At 68.0% G+C, this 23,306-nt stretch carries 16 protein-coding genes; 13 read left to right on the top strand and 3 right to left on the bottom strand.

The window, feature by feature from the left end; all coding sequences use genetic code 11:
- Positions 1-57 precede the first annotated feature (57 nt).
- The 4 genes from miaB to ACF8ML_RS01375 all read left to right on the top strand — a co-directional run bounded on the left by miaB (position 58) and on the right by ACF8ML_RS01375 (position 5,776).
- Positions 58-1,386, top strand: a complete 1,329-nt coding sequence (gene miaB / locus ACF8ML_RS01360; protein WP_016447987.1) for a tRNA (N6-isopentenyl adenosine(37)-C2)-methylthiotransferase MiaB — start codon at positions 58-60, stop codon at positions 1,384-1,386.
- A gap of 210 nt (positions 1,387-1,596) precedes the next feature.
- Positions 1,597-3,885, top strand: a complete 2,289-nt coding sequence (locus ACF8ML_RS01365) for a hypothetical protein (protein WP_392405983.1) — start codon at positions 1,597-1,599, stop codon at positions 3,883-3,885.
- Complete coding sequence (locus ACF8ML_RS01370; protein ID WP_209671658.1) at positions 3,882-5,105, top strand: hypothetical protein; 1,224 nt, start codon at positions 3,882-3,884, stop codon at positions 5,103-5,105. Before ACF8ML_RS01365 ends, ACF8ML_RS01370 begins: the two co-directional genes overlap by 4 nt.
- Complete coding sequence (locus ACF8ML_RS01375; protein WP_016453151.1) at positions 5,102-5,776, top strand: DUF1266 domain-containing protein; 675 nt, start codon at positions 5,102-5,104, stop codon at positions 5,774-5,776. The genes ACF8ML_RS01370 and ACF8ML_RS01375 overlap by 4 nt, the downstream gene beginning before the upstream one ends.
- Positions 5,777-5,798: 22 nt before the next feature.
- Here the strand turns inward: ACF8ML_RS01375 and ACF8ML_RS01380 are convergent, their stop codons facing one another.
- From ACF8ML_RS01380 to ffh, 3 genes are all read right to left on the bottom strand, one after another.
- On the bottom strand, positions 5,799-6,194 hold the full coding sequence (locus ACF8ML_RS01380; protein WP_310042467.1) for a helix-turn-helix domain-containing protein: 396 nt from the start codon (positions 6,192-6,194) through the stop codon (positions 5,799-5,801).
- Positions 6,195-6,280: 86 nt separating this feature from the next.
- Positions 6,281-6,835 (bottom strand): C40 family peptidase, encoded by a 555-nt coding sequence (locus ACF8ML_RS01385; protein WP_016447992.1) that lies wholly within the window; start codon positions 6,833-6,835, stop codon positions 6,281-6,283.
- 93 nt (positions 6,836-6,928) lie between these two features.
- Positions 6,929-8,323 (bottom strand): signal recognition particle protein, encoded by a 1,395-nt coding sequence (gene ffh / locus ACF8ML_RS01390; protein ID WP_016447993.1) that lies wholly within the window; start codon positions 8,321-8,323, stop codon positions 6,929-6,931.
- Positions 8,324-8,590: 267 nt separating this feature from the next.
- On the opposite strand from ffh, the gene ACF8ML_RS01395 reads away from it, so the two are divergent.
- The 9 genes from ACF8ML_RS01395 (at position 8,591) to ACF8ML_RS01435 (ending at position 23,234) form a co-directional block, all read left to right on the top strand.
- On the top strand, positions 8,591-12,499 hold the full coding sequence (locus ACF8ML_RS01395) for a response regulator (protein WP_392405987.1): 3,909 nt from the start codon (positions 8,591-8,593) through the stop codon (positions 12,497-12,499).
- Positions 12,492-13,418 (top strand): diguanylate cyclase, encoded by a 927-nt coding sequence (locus tag ACF8ML_RS01400; protein ID WP_016447995.1) that lies wholly within the window; start codon positions 12,492-12,494, stop codon positions 13,416-13,418. Before ACF8ML_RS01395 ends, ACF8ML_RS01400 begins: the two co-directional genes overlap by 8 nt.
- A gap of 86 nt (positions 13,419-13,504) precedes the next feature.
- Positions 13,505-14,320 (top strand): inner membrane protein YpjD, encoded by an 816-nt coding sequence (locus ACF8ML_RS01405; protein WP_017407444.1) that lies wholly within the window; start codon positions 13,505-13,507, stop codon positions 14,318-14,320.
- A complete protein-coding gene (locus tag ACF8ML_RS01410; protein ID WP_016453148.1) occupies positions 14,317-14,577 on the top strand; it encodes a PP0621 family protein in 261 nt (86 codons plus the stop codon). The genes ACF8ML_RS01405 and ACF8ML_RS01410 overlap by 4 nt, the downstream gene beginning before the upstream one ends.
- A gap of 2 nt (positions 14,578-14,579) precedes the next feature.
- Complete coding sequence (locus ACF8ML_RS01415) at positions 14,580-16,343, top strand: sensor histidine kinase (protein ID WP_392405990.1); 1,764 nt, start codon at positions 14,580-14,582, stop codon at positions 16,341-16,343.
- Positions 16,343-17,857 carry a sigma-54 dependent transcriptional regulator gene (locus ACF8ML_RS01420; RefSeq protein WP_017407447.1) on the top strand — a complete coding sequence of 505 codons (1,515 nt, stop codon included), beginning with the start codon at positions 16,343-16,345 and terminating at the stop codon, positions 17,855-17,857. Before ACF8ML_RS01415 ends, ACF8ML_RS01420 begins: the two co-directional genes overlap by 1 nt.
- A complete protein-coding gene (gene ampD, locus ACF8ML_RS01425) occupies positions 17,844-18,485 on the top strand; it encodes a 1,6-anhydro-N-acetylmuramyl-L-alanine amidase AmpD (RefSeq protein ID WP_016448000.1) in 642 nt (213 codons plus the stop codon). Before ACF8ML_RS01420 ends, ampD begins: the two co-directional genes overlap by 14 nt.
- Positions 18,486-19,014: 529 nt before the next feature.
- Complete coding sequence (locus ACF8ML_RS01430) at positions 19,015-21,933, top strand: ribonucleoside-diphosphate reductase subunit alpha (protein WP_016448001.1); 2,919 nt, start codon at positions 19,015-19,017, stop codon at positions 21,931-21,933.
- 206 nt (positions 21,934-22,139) lie between these two features.
- Positions 22,140-23,234, top strand: coding sequence for a ribonucleotide-diphosphate reductase subunit beta (locus ACF8ML_RS01435; RefSeq protein WP_016448002.1), 1,095 nt, complete (start codon positions 22,140-22,142; stop codon positions 23,232-23,234).
- Positions 23,235-23,306: the final 72 nt, after the last annotated feature.

Here is a 23,306-nt window from a genome sequence, read left to right on the forward strand (position 1 = left end):
TTCATTTTTCTGCAGACCGCCGCTTGCAGTGCGGCGGCTGCCTGACGGAACCCCACCATGTCCAAGAAAGTCTTTATCAAAACCTTCGGCTGCCAGATGAACGAGTACGACTCGGACAAGATGGCCGATGTGCTGGGCGCCGCCCAGGGCTACGAGTCCACCGACGACCCGGAGCAGGCCGACCTGATCCTGTTCAACACCTGCTCGGTGCGCGAGAAGGCACAGGAGAAGGTGTTCAGCGACCTGGGCCGCTACAAGCACCTGAAGGAACGCGGCGTGCTCATCGGCGTGGGCGGCTGCGTGGCCAGCCAGGAGGGCGAGGAAATCATCAAGCGCGCGCCCTATGTGGACGTGGTCTTCGGCCCGCAGACCCTGCACCGCCTGCCCGAGCTGCTCAATGCGCGCGCCGCCAGGCACAAGCCCCAGGTCGATATCAGCTTTCCCGAGATCGAGAAATTCGACCACCTGCCACCGGCGCGCGTGGAAGGCTCCTCGGCCTTTGTCTCCATCATGGAAGGCTGCTCCAAGTACTGCAGCTACTGCGTCGTGCCCTATACGCGCGGCGAGGAAGTCAGCCGCCCGTTCGAGGACGTGCTGGTCGAGGTCGCGGGCCTGGCCGACCAGGGCGTGAAGGAGGTCACGCTGCTGGGCCAGAACGTGAACGCCTACCTGGGCAAGATGGGTGACACGGCCGAGATCGCCGACTTTGCCCTGCTGCTGGAGTACGTGTCCGAGATCCCCGGCATCGAGCGCATCCGCTACACCACCAGCCATCCCAACGAATTCACGCCGCGCCTGATCGAGGCCTACGCTCGGCTGCCCAAGCTGGTCAGCCACCTGCACCTGCCCGTGCAGCACGGCAGCGACAAGATCCTCATGGCCATGAAGCGCGGCTACACGGCCATGGAATACAAGAGCACCATCCGCAAGCTGCGCGCCATCCGGCCCGAGATGGCCATGAGCAGCGACTTCATCGTGGGCTTCCCCGGCGAGACCGAGGAAGACTTCCAGAAGATGATGAAGCTCATCCACGACGTGCGCTTCGACAACAGCTTCAGCTTCATCTTCAGCCCCCGCCCCGGCACGCCGGCCGCCAACCTGCACGACGACACGCCGCACGAGGTCAAGCTGCGCCGCCTGCAGGAGCTGCAGGCCGTGATCAACAACAACATCAAGGACATCAGCGACGAGCGCGTGGGCACGGTGCAGCGCCTGCTGGTGGAAGGACTGTCCAAGCGCGATGGCAGCGAACTCATGGGCCGCACCGAGTGCAACCGCGTGGTCAACTTCCCGGGCAACGAACGCCTGATCGGCCAGATGATCGATGTGAAGATCACCGAGGCACGCACCTTCACGCTGCGCGGCGAGGTCGTGGTGCGCCACTGATCCCAACCCGATCCCGGCGGCCCCGGTGGCCCAGCGACCTCTGGCGTAACGAAAGCCCGGCAATGCCGGGCTTTTTGCGTGTAACAGGACGTGAAAACATCCCGGCCACACTGGCCTGGCGCGGGCCGGCCCGCTAGCATCGCGGGTTGCCGCCCTGAGGTCTGTCGGCCTGCATGGCTTTTCCAGCTTCGCTTGCTTGCTATCGATTCCATGAACACCTCCCAGCCCGCCAACGCCCAGGCCATCCTTGAGGGCGAAGCCCTGCATGCCTTCATGGACCAGGCGCACGACCTGCTGCAACAGGAAGATGAAATCAGCCCCATCGCCCCGGCCGAACGCCAGGCGGCCGTCATGGAGCTGCTCTCGCAGCAGCGCTTCGCGCCGGCCACGGTGAGCGAACTGGAGCGTCTGCACGATCTCTGGCTCGACCTGGAACGGCCCGAGACCGCCAACGCCCTGCTGCGCGAGCACCGCGATGCCACGCTGCAGCACCTGCAGGGTGACAACCACCTGCTGGCCACGGCCAGCCTGGCGCTCAGCGACATCCAGAGCCGGCTGCGCTTTGACCGCGAAGGCGGCGTGGCCCTGCTCGCGCCTGCCGCCGATCTCATGGGCCGGCTGCCGCACACCGGCGAGCCCTATCGCTACTGGAATGGCTGGCACTACCTGGCCCGCGAGGCCCAGGCCTGGGAACTGGCCGAGCAAGGCGTGGACCTGCAGCGCAACCACGAGCGCAGCGACCCCGACGGCGAGGCATCCCCCGCGCGCCGCGACGCGCGTGCCAGCCTGCGCAAGGCCGAGCTGGCCCGCCTGCGCGGCGACGTGCCGGCCACCGTGCGCCATGTGCAGGCCGCCACGGCGCAGTTGGCCCTGGCAGACGCCGACCAGAACGTGGACTTCGACGACTGGCTGCACCTTGCGCGCGAAGTGCTGCCGCTGGCCCCGCAAAGCGTTCCGGCCGTGCTGATGGCGGCGCAGCAGCACCTGGCCCGCACGGAAAGCCCCGCCGCATCGCAGGCGGTGCGCGCGCACCGCAAGGTCCATGAGGCACGGCTGCAGGCCATGGCCTGCCATGCCATGGGCCAGCCAGAGGCCGCGCTGCAGCTGGCCGAGCTGGGCCGCTTCGGCCTGGTGGACGACTCCGACGACGCCTTCAGCGGCCTGGTCCTGCAATGGCTGCAAGAGGCGGGCCGCCTGGCCGATGCGGCGGACCTGGCGCTGGAGAGCGTGCTGCACAGCCGCCCCGGATCGGCCCGCCAGGGCTATGAGCTGGCACTGCGCATGGTGGACAGCGACACCGCCCACGCCCCCGCCTGGGCGCTGATCCTGGCCTGGGCGGGACTGGATTCCGACATGCAGGAGATCCTGGAAGACAGCCCGGCTGCTGCGCGCAGCGCCGACGACTACCTGGCCCTGGCGCGTGCCCAGGCGCCCGGCCATCCGCTGCTGGACATGATCGACGGCTGGCGCCTGGCCAGGAACCACCAATGGGAACAGGCCCTGCCGCTGCTCGAGCGCGGCGTGGGCGAGCAGCCCCGGCACGCCAACTCCGAGCTGCTGCCCATGCTCTGGGCCGCGCGCTTCGCCGTGCTGCCCGCCGCGCAGGCGCTGCAGCAGCCCTTTCCCCAGGGCTTCGGCGCCCACTGGTGCTATGCAGCGGGCGTGACCCTGGACGACGAGGACGACCTGGCCGCCCTCATGGGCGAAGGCCGTCAGGTGCCGGACGACGAGGTGCGCGAGCCGCTGGTGCAGCGCTACTACGAAGAGGGCCTGGCCCGCTTCGAGGCCTTCTGGGCCAGCGGCCAGGGCAGGTACAAGGACGCGCACCTGCACGTCTACTCCATGCTCTGCAACAACCTTGCCATCAAGTACCGCTCGCAGCAGCGCTATGACGAGGCTGCAGCCCTGCACCACAAGGGCCTGTCCAGCAGCCCCTTCGCCGAGCACCATGACGGCCTGCTGTGGTGTGCCATCCGCCGTGATGACCGACCCGGCATCGTCACGGCGGCAGAGCAGCTGTGGCACTTCACCCAGGACTACGGCTACAGCCGCCACTGCCCCACCGACTACTTCCCCAGCGTGGCGCTGGTGCTCTACCAGCTCGGCCGCGCGGGCGAGATCGGCATCTGGCTGGAACGCCTGGACCAGTGGTTCGAGGAACTGGACGCAGACGAGCAGCGCGAACAGCGGCGCGACTACCTGGCGGCCCTGATGTCCCTGCTCGACTTCTTCTCCGAAAGCCATGGCGACGTGGTGCGCCCCCGCCTGGAGGCCCTGCTGCCCGAAGTGCGCGCCCTGGGCGAGTGCTACACGCTGCGCCGCCTGGCCTGCGCCATGGAAAGCTGCGGCCCCATCGATCAGGCCGTGGCCCTGCACCGCGAGGCCATCGCCAAGCTCACCCCCGATGACAGCGAGGCCGAGCACAAGATGGCCAGGGACGGCCTCCAGCGCTGCCTCAAGCTGCGCTCGGACAGCAAGCCCTGGTGGAAGCTGTGGTGAACCCGGGAGCCGCCACGGCAGCCAGCGCCTACCGCCCGCGCGACGTGGTCAATGCGCCGGACATCAAGCAGCGCATACGTGAGCGCAGCGCGGCGCGCGGCGACAGTCAGGAGATCGCGGCCTGGCTGGCCAACCACTTCTACCGCCACGTGATCGGCAACCTCGACGCCGATCCGCCGGCCGTTCAGCCCATCTCCACGCAGGCCGAACTGCTGCGCCTGCACCGGCGCACCGAGCCTGCCGCCTGGGCGCTGGAGCGCCTGCGCGCGCATGCGGCCCGCCAGCCACCTCTACAGGACAGCCCTGCAGCCGGCGCCAGCGCACCGCTGTGGTGGGTGGAGCCTGACAGCGCCCCGCTGCTGGCGCTGGAAAGCCGGCTGCTGGAGTTCCTGTCCACCCGGCGCGGCACGGCGCTTGAGGGCAAGCTGCAGCGCATCAACTGCCCGCAGGCCCTGGCGCGCTGGACGCTGGAGCACCTGGCCTTCGCCAGAAAAAGAGAAAGCGGCTGGGCCGAGCACCGGCCCGGCGCCGTGCGTCCGCTGCTGCGCGGCCAGTTGGGCGTGTTCGTGGAATTCGATGCCCAAAGCCCGGACCTGCGCGCCGAAATGGCCTATGAAAGCCAGATGATGCGGCACTGCCTGGGCCAGTTCAGCGCGCGCGGCGCGCTGCGCGGCGGCTACGGCGAGCACTACGCCGAAGCCTGCGAGCAGGGCCGGCTGCGCCTGTTCAGCTACCGCACGGGCACGGCCCAGCCGCGCATCACCGTCAGCGCCCAGGTGCTTGACGGCGGGCGGCTGCGCATCGACCAGATCAAGGGCAAGCAGAACCGCCCGCCGATTGCGCGCTACCTGGCCGACGTGCTGGCCCTGCTCAACCACCTCGATGCCGATGGCGAGGCGCCAGCGGATGCCCTGGCCATGGGCATCGTGCGCCGTCCGGCGCATCTGCTGGCCTCGGGCCACACCGGCGCCTGGTGCGCGGCCAGCGAGCTGCACACCGAAGCCGAGCAATTGTGGCTGCTCCAGGCCCACCCGGCGCTGCTGGAGCAGCTGGATATCCGGTCGCCCCTGATGCAATGGCTGGTCGCGGCACGCCGCGACACCGTGCCCGTGCCCGTGCCCGCCTTCGAGCGCATGCCGCGCAGCGCGGCCCTGCAGCAGTCGCTGGAGCTGGCGCGGCGCCGGGCAGGATCGCCGGGCAGGACAGGAAATCCGCGATGAACGCCTTCACTCTTGTTGTGCTGTCTGCATTGGTCTGGTGGGCAGTGCGCGCCGGCCTGCGCCGCAGGCGTGCGGCGCGCCAGCGCGGCGACTTCAGCAGCTACCGCAGCGGCGATGCGGCGCTGGACTGGGCCCTGGCCCTGGCCCATCCCATGGCCTTTCACGCCATCCAGGGCGGCTTTGCAGACCGGCAGCTCCATGGTGCCGACGACGCCCTGACCACCCAGCTGCGCCCCATGGTGCTGCACCACCTGGGCCTGCGCACCGACCTGGACGATGCCCAGATCGCACGCCAGTTGCCCGACGGCCTGCGCCAGCGCTGGTTCACGCTGGACCTGCAGCGCCTGCAGGCCGGCGACGATCCCCATGCCGCCATGGCCTTTGCCTGCGCGCGCGTGGCCTTCCACGTGCGATGTGCCTGGCTGCTGGGCTGGCTGGACGAGGCCCTGCACCAGCAGATCCTTCACCTGAACGCATGCCGCGCGCGGGATTGCTTTGACAGCTGGCAGGCCTTCGGCCAGGCCTATGCGCGGGGCCGCAGCCAATGGCTGGCCCGTGGCCGGGCCGACGTGCTGGGCCGCAGCGTGACGCCCGAGGAGGTGCAGCAATGGGTGGCCGATCCGCGCCATCCCTGGCATGCCATGCCCTGGCAGCCGCAGGCGGTGCGGTGACGGCTGCCCGGTAGCCCGGCCCTCAGCCTTCGCCGTGCACCTTGGCGAAGGTCAGGATCACCTCCCGCACCACCTGGCGTTGCGGCGCGGGCAGCCTCAGAAAGGCGTCGAAGGTTTCGCGTTCAAGATAGCCCACGCCCGGTTCCTGGCATTCGTGCTGAGGCGGCAGTGACCGCTGGGCAGGGTCGCCAAAGCGCAGCACTTCGGGCTCGATCCTGAGCAGCTCGGCCAGCAGCACCAGCTTGTCCTGCTCGGGCACGGCCTCGCCGTTGAGCCAGCGCGCAACCGCCTGGAACGAAATCGGCCGACCCCAGTAACTGGAATTGAACAGATTCAGCAGCACGCTGGGCCGCGGCTCCAGACCCGCAGCCTCGATGGCCTTGCGCAGGCGCTGTGCGAATTCGAGCTTGTTATCCATTCCGAAACCCTGGATTTCTATGGAGCTCTCATTGGACCATCGATTCAAGAGCCGGCGCCAAGCCCGGCGCCTTGCCTGGCAGGCGCTCAGGCGAAGATGCTGCGCGCTTCGGTGAAGCGCCTGGCGAAATAGGGGTTGTCCATGCGCACGCGCTGCACCGTGCCGCCGCTGGACGGCGCATGCACGAACTGGCCGTTGCCGACAAAGATGCCCATGTGCGAATAGCGCGAGCCCAGGGTGTTGAAGAACACGAAGTCGCCGCGCTGCAGGCTGCGGCTGCCCACGGGATTGCTGAACTGCGCCCACTGGGCCGTGGTGCGCGGCAGGCGGCTTTCGGTAATGCCGCCCACGGCCCACTGGATCAGGCCGCTGCAGTCGAAACCGCCGTCGGGCGAATTGCCGCCGTAGGTATACGGCGTGTTGACCACGAGCATGGTGCGCGCCAGCAGGGCCTCGCGCAACTCGCCATCCAGGTTCAGGGCCTGCGGCGAAGGAGCAGGCCCGGGACCCGCGCCCTTGCGGGGAGCAGACGAGCAGCCGGCCAGCAGCGCAGCCGCCGCCAGCAGGCCCCAGTCACGGCGAGACAGCCGCGATGCAGTCACGCGGGAAGCCGCAAGGGAAGTCGAAACGCCAGCCTTCATGGCGCCGCATGTTCTCACAAAGCCCCGCAGCGGCCAAAGAAAAGCCGCAGGCTGTGCTGCGGCTTGACTGTCCATCGGCGGGGCCCGGCCCGCTCAGAACGGCAGCTTGGGCATGCCGCCGCCACCGCCCATCATTCCCTTCATGGCCTTCATGCCGCCCATGCGCTTCATCATCTTCATGAGGCCGCCGCCCTTCATCTTCTTCATCATCTCCTGCATCTGCTCGAACTCCTTGAGCAGGCGGTTGACTTCCTGGACCTGCACGCCCGCGCCGTCGGCAATGCGCTTCTTGCGCGTGGCCTTGATGATCTCGGGCTTCTTGCGCTCCTTGGCAGTCATGGAACAGATGATGCCTTCCTTGCGGCGGATCTCGCGCTCGGCCTTGTCCATGTCCACCTGGCCGGCCTTGGCGGTGAGCTGTGCCGGCAGCTTGTCCATGAGGTTGGACAGGCCGCCCATCTGCTTCATCTGCTGGATCTGGGCCAGGAAGTCGTTGAGGTCGAAGCCGTCACCGCTCTTGACCTTCTCGGCCAGCTTCTGGGCGGCCTCCATGTCCACGCCCTTGGTGACCTGCTCGACCAGGGCCACGATGTCGCCCATGCCCAGCACGCGCTGCGCGTGGCGGTCGGCGTCGAAGACTTCCAGGCCGTCGATCTTCTCGGACACGCCGGCGAACTTGATGGGCGCGCCCGTGATCTGGCGCACCGACAGCGCCGCGCCGCCGCGCGAGTCACCATCGAGCTTGGTGAGCACGATGCCGGTCAGGGGCAGGGCCTCCTTGAAGGCCTTGGCCGTGTTGATCGCATCCTGGCCCTGCATGGCATCGACGACGAACAGCGTCTCCACGGGCTTGAGCGTGGCATGCAGATCCTTGATCTCGGCCATCAGCAGCTCGTCGATGGCCAGGCGGCCGGCCGTATCGACCAGCAGCACATCGAAGAAGTGGCGCTTGGCGTAGTCCAGCGCGGCCACGGCAATGTCGTGGGGCTTCTGGTCTGGCGTGGAGGGGAACCACTCGGCGCCAGCCTGGCCGGTCACGGTCTTGAGCTGCTCGATGGCGGCCGGGCGGTACACGTCGCCCGACACGGTCAGCACCTTTTTCTTGCGCTTTTCAATCAAGTGCTTGGCCAGCTTGGCCGTGGTCGTGGTCTTGCCGGCGCCCTGCAGGCCGGCCATCAGGATGACGGCAGGCGGCTGGGCGTTGAGATTGATGTCGGCCACGCCCTCGCCCATGGTGGCGGCCAGTTCCTTGTTGACGATGGACACCAGCAGCTGGCCGGGCTGCAGGGAGCCCAGCACCTCCTGGCCCAGCGCCTTTTCCTTGACGCGCGCAACGAAGTCGCGCACCACGGGCAGGGCCACGTCGGCCTCGAGCAGGGCCATGCGCACTTCGCGCAGCATGTCCTGTACGTTGGATTCGGTGATGCGGGCCTGGCCGCGCATCTCCTTGACGAGTCGCGAAAGTTTGTCGGTCAGAGCGGAGGCCATAAGCGGGGAGGAACTGGAGTCGTCGGAAAGGAAAAGGTGTGCTGCAGCGAGCCAGCCGGGGCCAGGTTGCCGAATGGGGCCAGGCGGGGCCGGGTCGCGGCACGGACCCTGCAGATCCCGACGATTCTACCCGCTGCCCCTGCAGGGGTAAGTACCGGCCTTCCCTGCCGCGCAGCGGGCACCGGCCGGCAGTAACATCCACACTGTTTCCATAGATTATGGCTATCGCCCTGTGCAGTGCCGGCTTGCTACCGCCTAGGAGTCTTCATGCCCGATACGCCGTATGGCCAGTTCCTGGACCGTGTGCCCGACGGTTTTCTTCTGTTTGACGAGCAGGGCTGCCTGCTCGATGCCAATGCCCATGCCTGCGCCAGCCTGGGCCATCACAAGGCCGCCATGCTGGGGCTGGGCATCATGGACGTGTGGCCCGACGCGGACGGACTGAGGCGCGGTCCCTGGCAGGACATGGCCGTGGACAGCCAGGCCCATCTCTGCGGCCGACTGATCCGCCGCGACGGCACCAGCGTCCCCGCCGAGCTCCATATCTATTGCCAGTCGCTGTCGGGCGGGCGGCTTTTCTTCACCACCTGGCACGAGCTCAGCGAGCGCACCGGCCAGGACGAGCCGATCGGCCAGCCCGATGCGCAGCTGGAGCCGCTCCTGCGAAAAAGCACCGGGCCGTGGCAGGATTCGACGCGCCTGCTGGAAGCCGTGATGCACGAAACGCCCGACCTGGTCTTCGCCAAGGACCGGCAGGGCCGCTACACCTTCGTCAACCCCGCCGCCGCGCGCTTTTCCGGGCGCACGCCCGAAGACATCGTGGGCAAGACCGACCAGGAACTGTTCCCCGACAGCAGCTTCACCCACAGCGACCGCCGGGTGCTGGACAGCGACGCCCCCGTGGTGTCGGAGGATCATTTGCTGGTCAACGGGCAGCGCCGCCTCTTCCAGTCCACCAAAATTCCTTACCGCAATGACGAGGGCCGGACCGTGGGCGTGCTGGGCATTGCGCGCGACATCACCCTCATGCGCCAGACCGAGTCCCAGCTGCAAAAAAGCTACGACGTGCTGCGCCAGGCCGAACAGCTGGCGCGCCTGGGCAGCTGGACATGGGAGCTGGACACCGAACACTTCCAGGCCTCGGAGATGATGTATGTGATGAACGGCCTGGACCCCCAGGGTCCGCCGCTGACGCGCCATGCCCTGCGCGCCATGCTCGGACCGCAGGATCTTGCCCGGCTCACCGCTGCCGTGCAGCTGTGCATCGGCACCGGCCAGTCCTACAGCCTCGATGTCGTGCACCACTGCCCGGACGGACGGCGGTTCGCGGCCCGCCTCATGGGCCGCGCCCTGCGCGACGAGCAAGGCCGCATCGTCGCGCTCAGCGGCACGCTGCAGGACCTGTCCGAACGCGAGGACGCACGCATGCGCCTCGAAGCCCTGGCCGACAACCTGCCCAGCGGCGCCATCTACCGCCTGGAAGGCGGCCTGGCGCAACTGCGGCTCAGCTACATCAGTGCCGGCATAGAGAACCTGATCGGCGTGCCGGCCCACGCCATCATGGCCGACCGTCAGGCCTACCTGAATGCCATCCATCCCGAGGACCTGCCGCACTACCAGCAGATGCTGCAGTGCTCGGTCGATACGCTGCGGGTCTTCGACTGCCGCTTCCGCGTGATCAGGCCCGATGGAGAGATCCGCTGGCTGCGCTGCCGATCGGCCCCCCGGAGCAGCCACGAGGGCATGGTCTGGGACGGCATCATGCTGGACATCACCCGCGAGCGCGAGGCCGAGCAGGCGCTGCAGCAGGCCAAGGAGGCCGCAGAAGCGGCCGAACGGGCCAAGTCGGATTTCCTGGCCATCATGAGCCACGAAATCCGCACCCCCATGAACACCGTCATCGGCATGACGCGCCTGGTACAGCAGACCGCGCTGACATCACGCCAGCGCGGCTACCTGGAGAAGGTGGAGCGCTCGGCCAGCGCCCTGCTGGCCGTGATCAACGACGTCCTCGACTTTTCCAAGATAGAGGCGGGCATGCTGGCGCTGGAGGAAGTGGATTTCGCCCTTGACGATGTGCTGGAGACCGTCTCGGCCTCCACGGCGCTGCGCGCAGAGGAAAAGGGACTGGAAGTGGTCTATGCGCTGGACCCGCACCTGCCGCCCCGGTTGCGCGGCGACCCGCTGCGCCTGGGCCAGGTGCTGACCAACCTGGTCGGCAATGCCATCAAGTTCACCGAGCATGGCGAGGTGGTGATCTCCCTGCATCTGGAGCCGCCGCTGGCGTGCGCGCCGGTGGAGGCCGGCGCGCACGCCACGGCAGCGCCCCTGCACCACCTGTGCGTGAACGTGCGCGACACCGGCATAGGCCTGGATGCATCGCGGGCCGAACGGCTGTTCCAGCCCTTCACCCAGGCCGACATCCAGACCACGCGCCGCCACGGCGGCACCGGCCTGGGCCTGGCCATCTGCCACAGGCTGGTGCAGCTCATGGGCGGCGAGATCAGCGTCTGCAGCCAGCCCGGCCAGGGCAGCAACTTCCGCTTCACGGCCAAGGTCCGGCCTGCCACGGATGCGCCGCTGGACGGCCACGACAACCTGGGCAGCACCGGCGTTCTCATCGTCGATGACAACGCCAGCGCGCGCGAGGCCCTGGCCGCCATGGTGCGCAAACTGGGCATGCGCTGCGATACGGCGGCGGACGGCATGCAGGCGCTGCACATGCTGCAAGAGGCCGCACGCCAGGAATCCCCCTACGGCCTGGCCCTGCTGGACTGGCGCATGCCCGGCATGGACGGGCTGGACCTGGCACGCCGCATGCGCGAGCAGCAGGACCTGGCCAAGACCCCGGCTGCGCTCATGGTCACGGCCTTCGGGCGCGACGAAGTGCAGCTGCAGGCCGCGCAGTTGGGCCCGCGGGGCCTGCTGATCAAGCCCTTGACCGCATCGGCACTGCGCTCGTGCATCCGGGAGGCACTGCGGGACCCCGAATCGCCCCCGCCGGAAAGCCCGGCGGCCGGCCCCTCGCCACAGCAGCGCTACCCGGGCCTGCCTGGGCGCAGGGTGCTGGTGGTGGATGACAACGTACTCAACCGCGAGGTGGCCACCGAGCTGCTGGAGCAGGCCGGCATATCGGTACAGACTGCGCAGGACGGTCTGCAGGCGCTGCAGCTGCTGGACACCCAGCCTTTCGATGCCGTGCTCATGGACGTGCACATGCCCGGCATGGACGGCCTCAGTGTCACGCGCACCATCCGCACGCGCAGCGCGCTGCGGCATCTTCCGGTGATCGCGCTGACTGCGCAGGCCTATGTCGAGGAGCGCGCCCGGATCGAGGCCGCAGGCATGAATGCCCATCTGACTAAACCCGTTGACGATGTGCTGCTGTACGAGACACTGCAGCGCTGCCTGCGCGCGGGCCCTCCTCCAACGGCAGCGCTTGCGCCGGCCGCGCCCTTGCAGCCGACGCCGTCAAGTCCTGCCCAGGCCTGGGATCCGGCACGGCTGCGGCAACGCCTTGCCGGCCAATCGCCGCGCATGCTCCACGCCATCGAAGGCTTTGCCCAGGACTTTGCCGATGCGCCGCAACGGCTGCGCGATGCCGTGCGCAGCGGACATTGGGACACCGTGGCAACGCTGGTGCACACCTTCAAGGGCAGTCTGGGCTACCTGGGCGCGGACCTGCTGGAGCAATGGTCGGCCATGGCCGAGACCGGTGCGCAAGCCTGCCTGTCAGGCGACGGCAATGGCGGCAACGCACGGCCCGGCGGCGATCTGCAATCCCTGGTCCAGGCGCTGGCCGATGGACTGCAGGGCCTGCTGGCGGAAATCGCCCGGCGGTCCGGGCAGACGGCCGTAGTGGCCGTGGCGTCCGCGGCCGCCGTGACCGCCGTGACCACTGCCGCGCCCCCCCCGCAGCGGCAGCCGATGACCGCGGAAGAAGTCTCGTCCACCCTGGCTCGGCTGCGGCTGCAGATTGCCGACAGCGACTATGCCGCCATGGCCGAACTGGATCGGCTGCGGCCCCTGGTCGACGGGCGCCATGCGTCCGTGCTGCAGCGCATCCAGCGCTGCACCGAGTCCCTGGAAACCGAGGCGGCGCTGCAGGCGCTCGAACAGCTGGCGCGGAGCATGGCCGTGAACCTGACGGCCCTACCGGGAGCTGCAGATGTTTGAAGCCTTGACCGGGCCGGAACTGCCCACGGTCCTCATCGTTGACGACGAACGGCTGAACCGCAGCATGCTGGCCGAGCTGCTGAGCCCCCACTACCGTGTGCTGCTGGCCAAGGACGGCCCGGGTGCGCTGGTGATCGCCCAGCGCGAAGCCCACCGGCTGCAGCTGATCCTGCTGGACCTGGCCATGCCCGGCATGAACGGCTACGAGGTGCTGGGTGCGTTGCGCGCACAGGAGCGCACCGCCCATATCGCCGTCATCTTCATCACCGGCCAGAGCAATGCCCAGGCCGAGGAATACGGCCTGCGCCTGGGCGCGGCCGACTATGTCTCCAAGCCCATACGTCCCGCCGTGGTCGAGGTGCGCGTGCGCAACCAGATACGCCTGGCCCTGCAGCGCCAGGCCCTGGAGCGCCTGGCCATGGTGGACGGGCTGACAGGGCTGGCCAACCGCCGCCACTTCGACGACATGCTGGAGCGCTCCCACCGCCGCAGCCTGCGCACGGGCGAGTCCGTGGGCCTGGCTCTCATTGATATAGACCACTTCAAGCAATACAACGACTGCTATGGCCATGTGCAGGGGGACGAGGCGCTCAAGGCAGTGGCTGCCACGCTGCAGCGCCATGCGCGCCGGCCCTACGACCTGGCAGCGCGCTTTGGCGGCGAGGAATTCGCGCTCATCCTCCCCGGCGAAAGCGACGCCCAGGTCATGGCCGAGAATTTCCGCCAGGAAGTGCTGCGCCTGTCCATCGCCCACGCCGCCTCTCCCACGGCGCCGCTGCTCACCGTCAGTTGCGGCGTACTCACCGTGCGGCAGCCGTCTGCCGCGCCTTTGGAAACCTGGCTGCAGAAGGTGGACGGCCTGCTCTACCAGGCCAAGGCCCTGGGGCGCAATCGCATCGAGGCAGCCATCGAGCCCTGAAGAAAATGCGCTCCGAACCACGGCACGGCGCCCGGATTCTGAGCCTGCACAACCGGCGGCAGGAAAGCCACAGCTATCATAGAAAGATGCTCTCCGTCCCCCTGATTTCCGCCAACGCATCGCCCCTGGGCTGGATGCTGGCGCTTGCCGCAGCCGTGGCCTATGCCGTGCCGGCCGCCGGTGCCCGACGCATCAGCCATGCTGGCGCCCGCGCCGCATTGCGCCTGGCCTGGGTGCTCCACGCCCTGGCCCTGGCCTGGGGCCTGCTCGGGGAACAGCCGCACTTCGGGTTCGCGCCAGCACTGTCCATGACGGCCTGGCTGGTGCTCACCGTCTATGGGGTCGAACAGCAGTTGTTCCCCAAGATGCGCGCGCAATTGGCGCTGTCAGCGCTGGGCACGGCCGCCGTGCTCCTGGCCGCGCTGTTTCCGGGAACGCCCCTGCATGTCAACGCCTCGCCCTGGCTGCCGCTGCACCTGGCGCTGGGCATTGCCTCCTACGGACTGTTCGCCGCCGCCGTGGTCCATGCCTCGCTGATGACACGCGCCGAGCAGCACATGCGGCTGGGCGGTGGCGGGCATGACAGCGGCCTGCCCCTTCTCACGCTGGAGCGCCTGACCTTCCGCTTCGTCTCCGCAGGCTTTGTGCTGCTCACGGCCACGCTGGCCGCAGGCTGGCTGTTCGGCGAACAGCTCTACGGCAAGGCCTGGGTCTGGAACCACAAGTCGGTGTTCTCGCTGCTGTCGTGGCTGACCTTTGCCGTGCTGCTGATCGGCCGTGCGCGCTTTGGCTGGCGTGGCCGCAGCGCCGTGCGCGTGCTCTACGCAGGCGCCGCGCTGCTGCTGCTGGCCTATGCGGGATCACGCTTCGTAATGGAAGTGCTGCTGGAGCGCGCCGCATGAAGTACCTGCTGGTCCTGATCGTCATCGTCATTGCCGTCGGCGTCTGGCGCGGCCAGCGCCGCACCGAGGCCCGTGAGCGGCGCCAGGCGGCTGCGCCGCGCAACCCGGCCAACCCGGCCAACGCGCCGCTGGCGGCTCCACAGGACATGGTCGAATGCGCGCACTGCGGACTGCACCTGCCGCGCAGCGAAGCCATCGAGGCCGCAGGCCGCAGCTATTGCAGCGCCGAGCACCGGGCCCTGGCGCAACGGCGCTGAGCATGCAGGACGCCGCCCGCTCCCCGCCGCCCACCATCGACGAGGCCACGGCGCAGTCGCCGCACGACGCCAACGCCCCCTTCGTCCGGCTGTGGCAGGGATTTCTGACGGGCCGCGTTCTCATCGCCACCGCGCTGCTGCTGCTGCAGCTGGCGCTGCTCAGCGTGCAGCCCGGCGGCAATCCCCTGGTCTGGCTGGTCTGCCTGGGCTACCTGGGGCTGACGCTGCTGGTGCGGCTGACCGCACGCGAGCAGCCGCCCTCTGCCCGCGCCGGCGTGCACTGGCTGCCCGTGATCGGCGTGGACATCGCGGCCATCTGCCTGCTGCAGGTGTTGCAGACAGGCCCGCTCAACTACTCGGCCCTGCTGGCCATCCCCATCCTGATTTCGGCCGTGCTGGGCAATCTGACGCTGGCGCTGGCCACCACGGCCAGCGTCACGCTGCTGACCCTGGGCTGGGTCGCATGGCAGGACCTAGCGGGCCGCATAGAAAGTACCCAGGCCTACTACCAGGCCAGCTTTGCCTGCGCAGGCTATTTCGCCGTGGCCTATCTGACGCACGAGCTGGCGCGCCGCGTGCGGCGCGAGCGGCACCTGGCACAGCACAGCAGCCGCAAGGCCCAGGCCCAGGAGCAGGTCAATGCCCTGGTGATCCGCCACCTGGGCGAAGGCGTGCTGGTGGTTGATCCCCAATTCCGCGTGCAGCAGGCCAACCCGGCCGCGCTGCACCTGCTGGGACTGGCCGACGCGCATGCCCTGCCCTTCGCCCTCAAGGAGCACGCCGGCTGGCAGCGGCTGCAGGATGCCGTGGCCCAGAGCTTTGCCCAGAACCTGCCGATATCGGCCGCCATCCATCTGCAGTCCATCGGCCAGGAAGGCATGACGGGACTGCATCTGCGCACCTGGCTGACCGAGGTCGCCACCCCGTCCGACGCCACCGATGCCGCCGAGCCCGCGCTGCTGCAGCAGCTGTGCGTGGTCTTTCTGCACGACCTGCGCGAAATGGAGGCGCGGCTGCGCACGGAAAAGCTGGCCTCCATGGGCCGCATGTCCGCCGCCGTGGCCCATGAGATCCGCAATCCGCTGGCCGCCATCACCCAGGCCAACGCCCTGCTGGCAGAAGATCTGGCGCAGAACCCGGCCCAGCAGCAGCTGTGCCGCATCGTGGGCCAGAACGCCGAGCGGCTGGCGCGCACCGTCGAGGACGTGCTCAACATCGCGCGGGCCCAGCAGCACATTGGCGAGGCCCACGCCGGCCTGCTGGACCTGGACCAGCATGTGGCCCAGGCCTGCCAGGAGTGGCAGGCCCAGGGCCAGCCTGCGCGCAGCGTCCAGCTGCTGCTGGACGCGCGCGCAAGGACCGTGGTGTTCGACGGCGAGCACCTGCGCCGCATCCTGGTGAACCTGCTGGACAACGCCCAGCGCTACCGCAGCAACGCCCAGCAGCCGCATACGCTGCAGGTGCTGACCGGCGCGCCGGCCGCAGGCCAGATCTGGCTGCAGGTCTGGAGCGACGGCGCCGCACTGGAGCCCACGGTGCAGCGCCATCTGTTCGAGCCCTTCTTCTCGTCGGAAAGCCGCTCCAGCGGCCTGGGCCTGTACATCTGCCGCGAGCTGTGCCAGCGCTACGATGCAGGCATCAGCTACCAGCGGCTGTCGCGGCCCGCGCCGCACGGCCCTGTCGAGGGCAATGCCTTCAGCATCGTGTTCCGCGCCGGCGCCGCATCGGCTCTGCCGGCCTCCCTGTTTGACCAGATTGTGGTGTGATGCCCTTGAACTCCCTGCCCGCTGCCGCATCGATTCTTGTCGTGGACGACGAGCCGGATCTGCGCACCCTCTATGAACTGACCCTGCTGCGCGAAGGCTACCGCGTGGAAACCGCCGCCAGCGTGGGCGAGGCGCGCGAACAGCTGCAGACCCAGCGCTTCGACGTGGTCATCACCGACATGCGCCTGCCCGACGGCATGGGAATGGAGCTGCTGCAGGACCTGCGCAACCAGCAACGGCGAGAACGCTGCGTGGTCATGACCGCCTACGGCTCGGCCGAAAATGCCGTCGAAGCCCTGCGCTCGGGCGCCTTCGACTATCTGACCAAGCCCGTGGACCTCAAGCAGTTCCGCCTGGTCGTGGCCTCGGCCGCCCAGGGCGTGGGCGGCGTGCCGCCCCCCGGCGTGATGCCGGCGCGCAGCCCCTCGGCGGCGTCGGCCGCAAGCCCCGTGCTCAGCGGCGGCGGGGCGCTCGACGCCATGGTTGGGGAGTCGCCCGCCATGCAGGCCGTCAAGCAGCGCATTGCCAAGGTGGCGCGCGGCATGGCGCCGGTGCTGGTGCACGGCGAGTCGGGCACGGGCAAGGAGCTGGTGGCGCGCGCCCTGCACGCCTGCAGCCAGCGCGCCCACGGCCCCATGGTGGCCGTGAACTGCGGCGCCATTCCCGAAAACCTGCTGGAGGCCGAGTTCTTCGGCGCCCGCAAGGGCTCCTATACCGGAGCCACCCAGGACCGCGACGGCTATTTCCAGGCGGCACGCGGCGGCACCCTGTTCCTCGACGAAATCGGCGACCTGCCGCTGCCCATGCAGGCCAAGCTGTTGCGCGCCATCCAGGAACGCCGCGTGCGCCCCCTGGGCTCGGCGCAGGAGGAAGCGGCCGACGTGCGCATCGTCAGCGCCACCCACCGCGACCTGGCCGCCGACGTGCAGGCAGGACGTTTTCGCCAGGACCTGTACTACCGCCTCAACGTCATCGAAGTACTTCTTCCGCCGCTGCGCGAGCGCCGCGAGGACCTGCCCGCGCTGTGCCGTGCATTGCTGGCACGGCTGTCGCAGGAGTCGGGCCTGCCCATGCCCGAGATCGACGAGCGTTCCCTGGAGCAGATCGCCCGCCTGCCCCTGCCCGGCAATGTGCGTGAACTGGAGAACCTGCTGCACCGCGCCATCACGCTGGGCGAGGAAGGGCCGCTGCGCATAGACCCCGAGATGCAGCTGCCCTGCGGCACTCCGCCGGCTCCACCCGCATCGACGCAGACCCAGGCGCACGACGGCGCCGCACCGCCGCCGGAGCCTGCCGACATGGAGCTGCCCCGCGACCTGCAGGCCTGGCTGGACGAGCGCGAGCGCGGCATCCTGGTGCAGGCGCTGCAGGAAAACGGCTTCAACCGCACGGCCACGGCCGCGCGCCTGGGGCTGAGCCTGCGCCAGATCCGCTACCGCATCGACCGGCTGAACATCGCCCTGCCCGGCGACGCCAGCGCCGAGGCGGACGGAGGCGGCCATGGCGAAGCCTGATCCGCAGGCACCAGCCACCACGACCATGGGCCCGGCCTGGACCTGGCAAGGCGGCTGGCTGCAACAGGCACGCCACCTGCCCTCGCCCAACTTCGGCGAGCGCCCGGCCCAGGCCCTGGTCGATCTGGTCGTCGTGCACTCCATCAGCCTGCCCCCCGGCGAGTACGGCACGGGGGCGGTCCAGCAACTGTTCACCAACCAGCTCGACTGGGACGCCCATCCTTACTACCAGGGCATACGCGGCCTGGAGGTGTCGGCCCATTTCTTCGTCACGCGCCTGGGCGAGGTCTGGCAATTTGTGGACTGTGACGCGCGCGCCTGGCATGCGGGCGCCTCCAGCTGGCGCGGCAAGGACCGCTGCAACGACGACTCCATCGGCATAGAGCTGGAGGGCCTGGAGGGACTGCCGTTCGAGCCGGCGCAATATGCGGCCCTGGAGAACCTGTGCGAAGCCATCGCCGCACGCTACCCCGTCGCCCATCTCGCAGGCCATGAGCACATTGCGCCCGGCCGCAAACGCGATCCCGGCCCCGGCTTCGACTGGCCCCGGCTGCGCGGGCTGCTGTCCCGTCACCAGGCCACGGCGAACTGGCAGCTGCCGCCCCGCGCCGGCCAGCCCTCCACGTAAGCACACACCCTCCTGCCGGACTGCGCCAGGCCTTGCACGCAGGCCGGCTTGTCCACAGGCCCAGGAAAAGTGCGCTGTCAATCCAGAAAGCAACCCATGTGGCGCGCAGGCGCACGCCGGGCCGGCCTGATCTTTTTTTACAAATTCACGCATGTGTCGCAGCCCCACTGTTCATGGGGCTTTCGGCGGTCCGACCGGCGCAGCGGCAAGGCTGTAGCGGCTTGCGACAGGCCATCGCCCGCCAGCCACCGCGCAGCGGTGATCTGCTGCTATGGGCTTGCATGCTGGGCACTGTTTTGGCGCAGCGCAAACAGCGGTTTTCCGGCCGTGAGTACCCCGTGTACATGAGACGGCGATACACTACAGGTAGTGCCTGAGAGCACGCCGGACACCATATCTAGTGTTCACAAGCTGTGCACACCCTGTGAAAACGGTGTGCACATCCGGCCATCGATTCCATCTCCCAGCAAGCCTGCCCCCAGTGCAGGTCCGCGTCCGTTCTATCCACAAACACCCGTTGAGGAAACTCATGCAAGAAGCACTGAATTCTTTGGCTCCCGCTGCGCACGGTGATGCTGCCAATCCTTCCTCCGCCCATCACCTGTCCGTGCAGGACGGCTACCAGATCATCCGCCGCAGCGGCGACGTGGTGCCCTTCACCCCGCAAAAGATCGCCGTCGCGCTGACCAAGGCCTTCCTGGCCGTGCGCGGCGCCCAGGGCGCTGCCTCCGCCAGCGTGCGCGAGACCGTGGACGAGCTCACCCAGGCCGTGGTGCGCGCCCTGCTGCGCTCGCGTCCGGGCGGCGGCACCTTCCATATTGAAGACGTGCAGGACCAGGTCGAGCTGGGCCTGATGCGCGGCGGCCACCACGACGTGGCGCGCGCCTACGTGCTGTACCGCGACCGCCGCAACCAGGAGCGTGCCGAGCAGAAGAAGGCCGCCGAGGCCGCTGCCGCCGCTGCGGCCGCGCCCGCCCCCGTGCTGCATGTGACCGACAACGGCCAGCGCGTTCCGCTGGACCAGGCCCGCCTGCTGGCCCTGATCGAGGCCTCCTGCCGCAACCTCAATGCCGACATCCAGGCCGCGCCCATCGTTGCCGAGACGCTGCGCAACCTGTACGACGGCGTGCCGATCGAAGAAGTCTTCAAGGCCTCCATCCTGGCCGCGCGCACGCTGATCGAAAAGGACCCCGACTACACCTACGTCACCGCCCGCCTGCTGCTGCACACCATCGTGCGCGAGGTCATGGGCCATGACGTGCAGCCTGCCGACATCCAGTCGGCCTACGCCGCCTACTTCCCCGGCTTCATCCAGAAGGGCGTGGACAACGAGCTGCTCAACCCCGAGCTGCTGAACTACGACCTGCCCCGCCTGGCTGCCGCCCTCAAGGCCGAACGCGACCAGCAGTTCGACTACCTGGGCCTGCAGACCCTGTACGACCGCTACTTCCTGCACGTGCGCAAGACGCGCATCGAGCTGCCCCAGTCCTTCTTCATGCGCGTGGCCATGGGCCTGGCGCTGCAGGAAGAGGACCGCAACGCGCGCGCCATCGAGTTCTACGAACTGCTGTCTTCCTTCGACTTCATGAGCAGCACGCCCACGCTGTTCAACAGCGGCACGCTGCGCTCGCAGCTGTCTTCGTGCTACCTGACCACGGTGCCCGACGATCTGGACGGCATCTATGAGTCGATCAAGGAAAACGCCCTGCTGTCCAAGTTCGCCGGCGGCCTGGGCAATGACTGGACGCGCGTGCGCGCCCTGGGTTCGCGCATCAAGGGCACGAACGGCGAGTCGCAGGGCGTGGTGCCCTTCCTCAAGGTGGTCAACGACACGGCCGTGGCCGTGAACCAGGGCGGCAAGCGCAAGGGCGCCGTCTGCACGTACCTGGAGACCTGGCACCTGGACATCGAGGAATTCCTCGAGCTGCGCAAGAACACGGGTGACGACCGCCGCCGCACGCACGACATGAACACGGCGAACTGGATTCCCGACCTGTTCATGAAGCGCGTCATGGAAAAGGGCCAGTGGACCCTGTTCTCGCCCTCCGATGTCGGCGACCTGCACGACCTCTTCGGCGCAGCCTTCGAGCGCGCCTACACGGCCTACGAAACCAAGGCCGACACCGGCGAGCTCAAGCTGTTCAAGCGCATCCCGGCCGTGGACCTGTGGCGCAAGATGCTGTCCATGCTGTTCGAGACCGGCCACCCCTGGGTCACCTTCAAGGACCCCTGCAACGTGCGCTCGCCCCAGCAGCACGCCGGCGTGGTGCACTCGTCCAACCTGTGCACCGAGATCACGCTGAACACCAGCGACACCGAGACCGCCGTCTGCAACCTGGGCTCGGTCAACCTGGCGCGCCACATCACCAACGGCGCCATCGACCACGGCAAGCTGCGCAAGACCATCACCACGGCCATGCGCATGCTGGACAACGTGATCGACATCAACTACTACGCCGTGCAGAAGGCCAAGGACTCCAACCTGCGCCATCGCCCCGTGGGCCTGGGCCTGATGGGCTTCCAGGATGCGCTCTATGAAATGCGCATCGCCTACGCCAGCGACGCGGCCGTCGAGTTCGCCGACCAGTCGATGGAAGCCATCTGCTACTACGCCTACTGGGCCTCCACCGAACTGGCCAGGGAACGCGGCCAGTACTCCAGCTACAAGGGCTCGCTGTGGGACCAGGGCATCCTGCCGCTGGACACGCTGAACCTGCTGGAGAAGGCCCGCGGCGGCTACGTGGAAGTGGACCGTTCCTCGCGCCTGGACTGGGATGCGCTGCGCGCCAAGATCGGCCAGCACGGCATGCGCAACTCCAACTGCGTGGCCATCGCGCCCACGGCGACCATCTCCAACATCGTCGGCGTCGATGCCTCCATCGAGCCTTCGTTCGGCAACCTGTCGGTCAAGTCCAACCTGTCCGGCGAGTTCACCGTCATCAACCAGTACCTGGTGCGCGACCTGAAGCGCCTGGGCCTGTGGGACGACGTGATGGTCATGGATCTCAAGCATTTCGACGGCTCGCTGCGCCCCATCGACCGCGTGCCCCAGGACGTCAAGAACCTGTACGCCACCGCCTTCGAGGTCGAGCCCACCTGGCTGGTCGAGGCCGCTGCACGCCGCCAGAAGTGGATCGACCAGGCCCAGAGCCTGAACATCTACATGGCCGGCGCCTCGGGCAAGAAGCTGGACGACACCTACAAGCTGGCCTGGCTGCGTGGCCTGAAGACCACCTACTACCTGCGCACCACCAGCGCCACCAACATCGAGAAGTCCACGGTGCAAAGCCGCGTGCTCAACGCAGTGCCCACGGCTGCCGCCCAGCCCGCTGCCGTGAGCACCTCCAGCGCCCTGGAAGCCGCGGCAGCCGCCGCACGCGCCCAGGCCCCGGCGACGGACATCAAGTTCTGCGCCATCGACGATCCCGGCTGCGAAGCCTGCCAGTAAGCCGCGCAGCGCGGGGCCTCGCCACGGCGCAGGCCCCGCGCCCTGCCCGCCAGCCAGCGCCATGCGCAGGATCTTCGCCATGGACCTTGGGCCTGCTCAACATGCCAGGCCACCCATGGTCCTACATTGACCGGAGCAGAAAGAGAGGCCTCTTTCGCACCGAATGAACTGAACATATGCCTCAGGGCATGCCGGAGAAAATTGAAATGCTGACCTTTGACGACGACGCCACCCTCTCGAACACGCCGACCGGCGCAGGAGCTGCCCCCGCCACCGGCACACACCAGCGCGTCAACGCCGCCGACAAGCGAATCATCAACGCCAAGACCGACGTCAACCAGCTGGTGCCCTTCAAGTACAAGTGGGCCTGGGAAAAGTACCTGGCCACCTGCGCCAACCACTGGATGCCGCAGGAAGTGAACATGAACCGCGACATCGCCCTGTGGAAGGACCCCAACGGCCTGACCGAGGACGAGCGCCGCATCGTCAAGCGCAACCTGGGCTTCTTCGTGACGGCCGACTCGCTGGCTGCCAACAACATCGTGCTGGGCACCTACCGCCACATCACCGCACCCGAGTGCCGCCAGTTCCTGCTGCGCCAGGCCTTCGAGGAAGCCATCCACACCCACGCCTACCAGTACATCGTGGAGTCGCTGGGCCTGGATGAAGGCGAGATCTTCAACGCCTATCTCGAGGTTCCCTCCATCCGCGACAAGGACGAATTCCTGATCCCCTTCATCGAGGCGATCATGGACCCCAGCTTCAAGACCGGCACCTTCGAGACCGACCAGACGCTGCTGAAGTCGCTCATCGTTTTCGCCTGCCTGATGGAGGGCCTGTTCTTCTACGTGGGCTTCACGCAGATCCTGGCCCTGGGCCGTCAGAACAAGATGACCGGCGCTGCCGAGCAGTACCAGTACATCCTGCGCGACGAGTCCATGCACTGCAACTTCGGCATCGACCTGATCAACCAGCTCAAGCTCGAAAATCCGCAGCTGTGGACACCCGAATTCAAGGAAGAAATCACGGCGCTTTTCGTCAAGGCCGTCGAGCTGGAATACCGCTACGCAGAGGACACCATGCCGCGCGGCGTGCTGGGCATGAACGCATCGATGTTCAAGGGCTACCTGCGCTACATCGCCAACCGCCGCGCCACGCAGATCGGCCTGGAGGCCCTGTTCCCGAACGAGGAAAACCCGTTCCCCTGGATGAGCGAGATGATCGATTTGAAGAAGGAACGTAACTTCTTTGAGACACGCGTCATCGAGTATCAAACCGGAGGCGCACTTTCCTGGGATTAATCGCTTCTCTGCAGGCACAATGCGAACCATGACGCGCTTCACGCTTTTGCAATACCGATGGTGTTGCGGCGT

This window comes from Delftia sp. WSY_10 (assembly GCF_043104705.1).
In the GTDB taxonomy this organism is placed as follows: Bacteria; Pseudomonadota; Gammaproteobacteria; order Burkholderiales; family Burkholderiaceae_C; genus Comamonas; species Comamonas tsuruhatensis.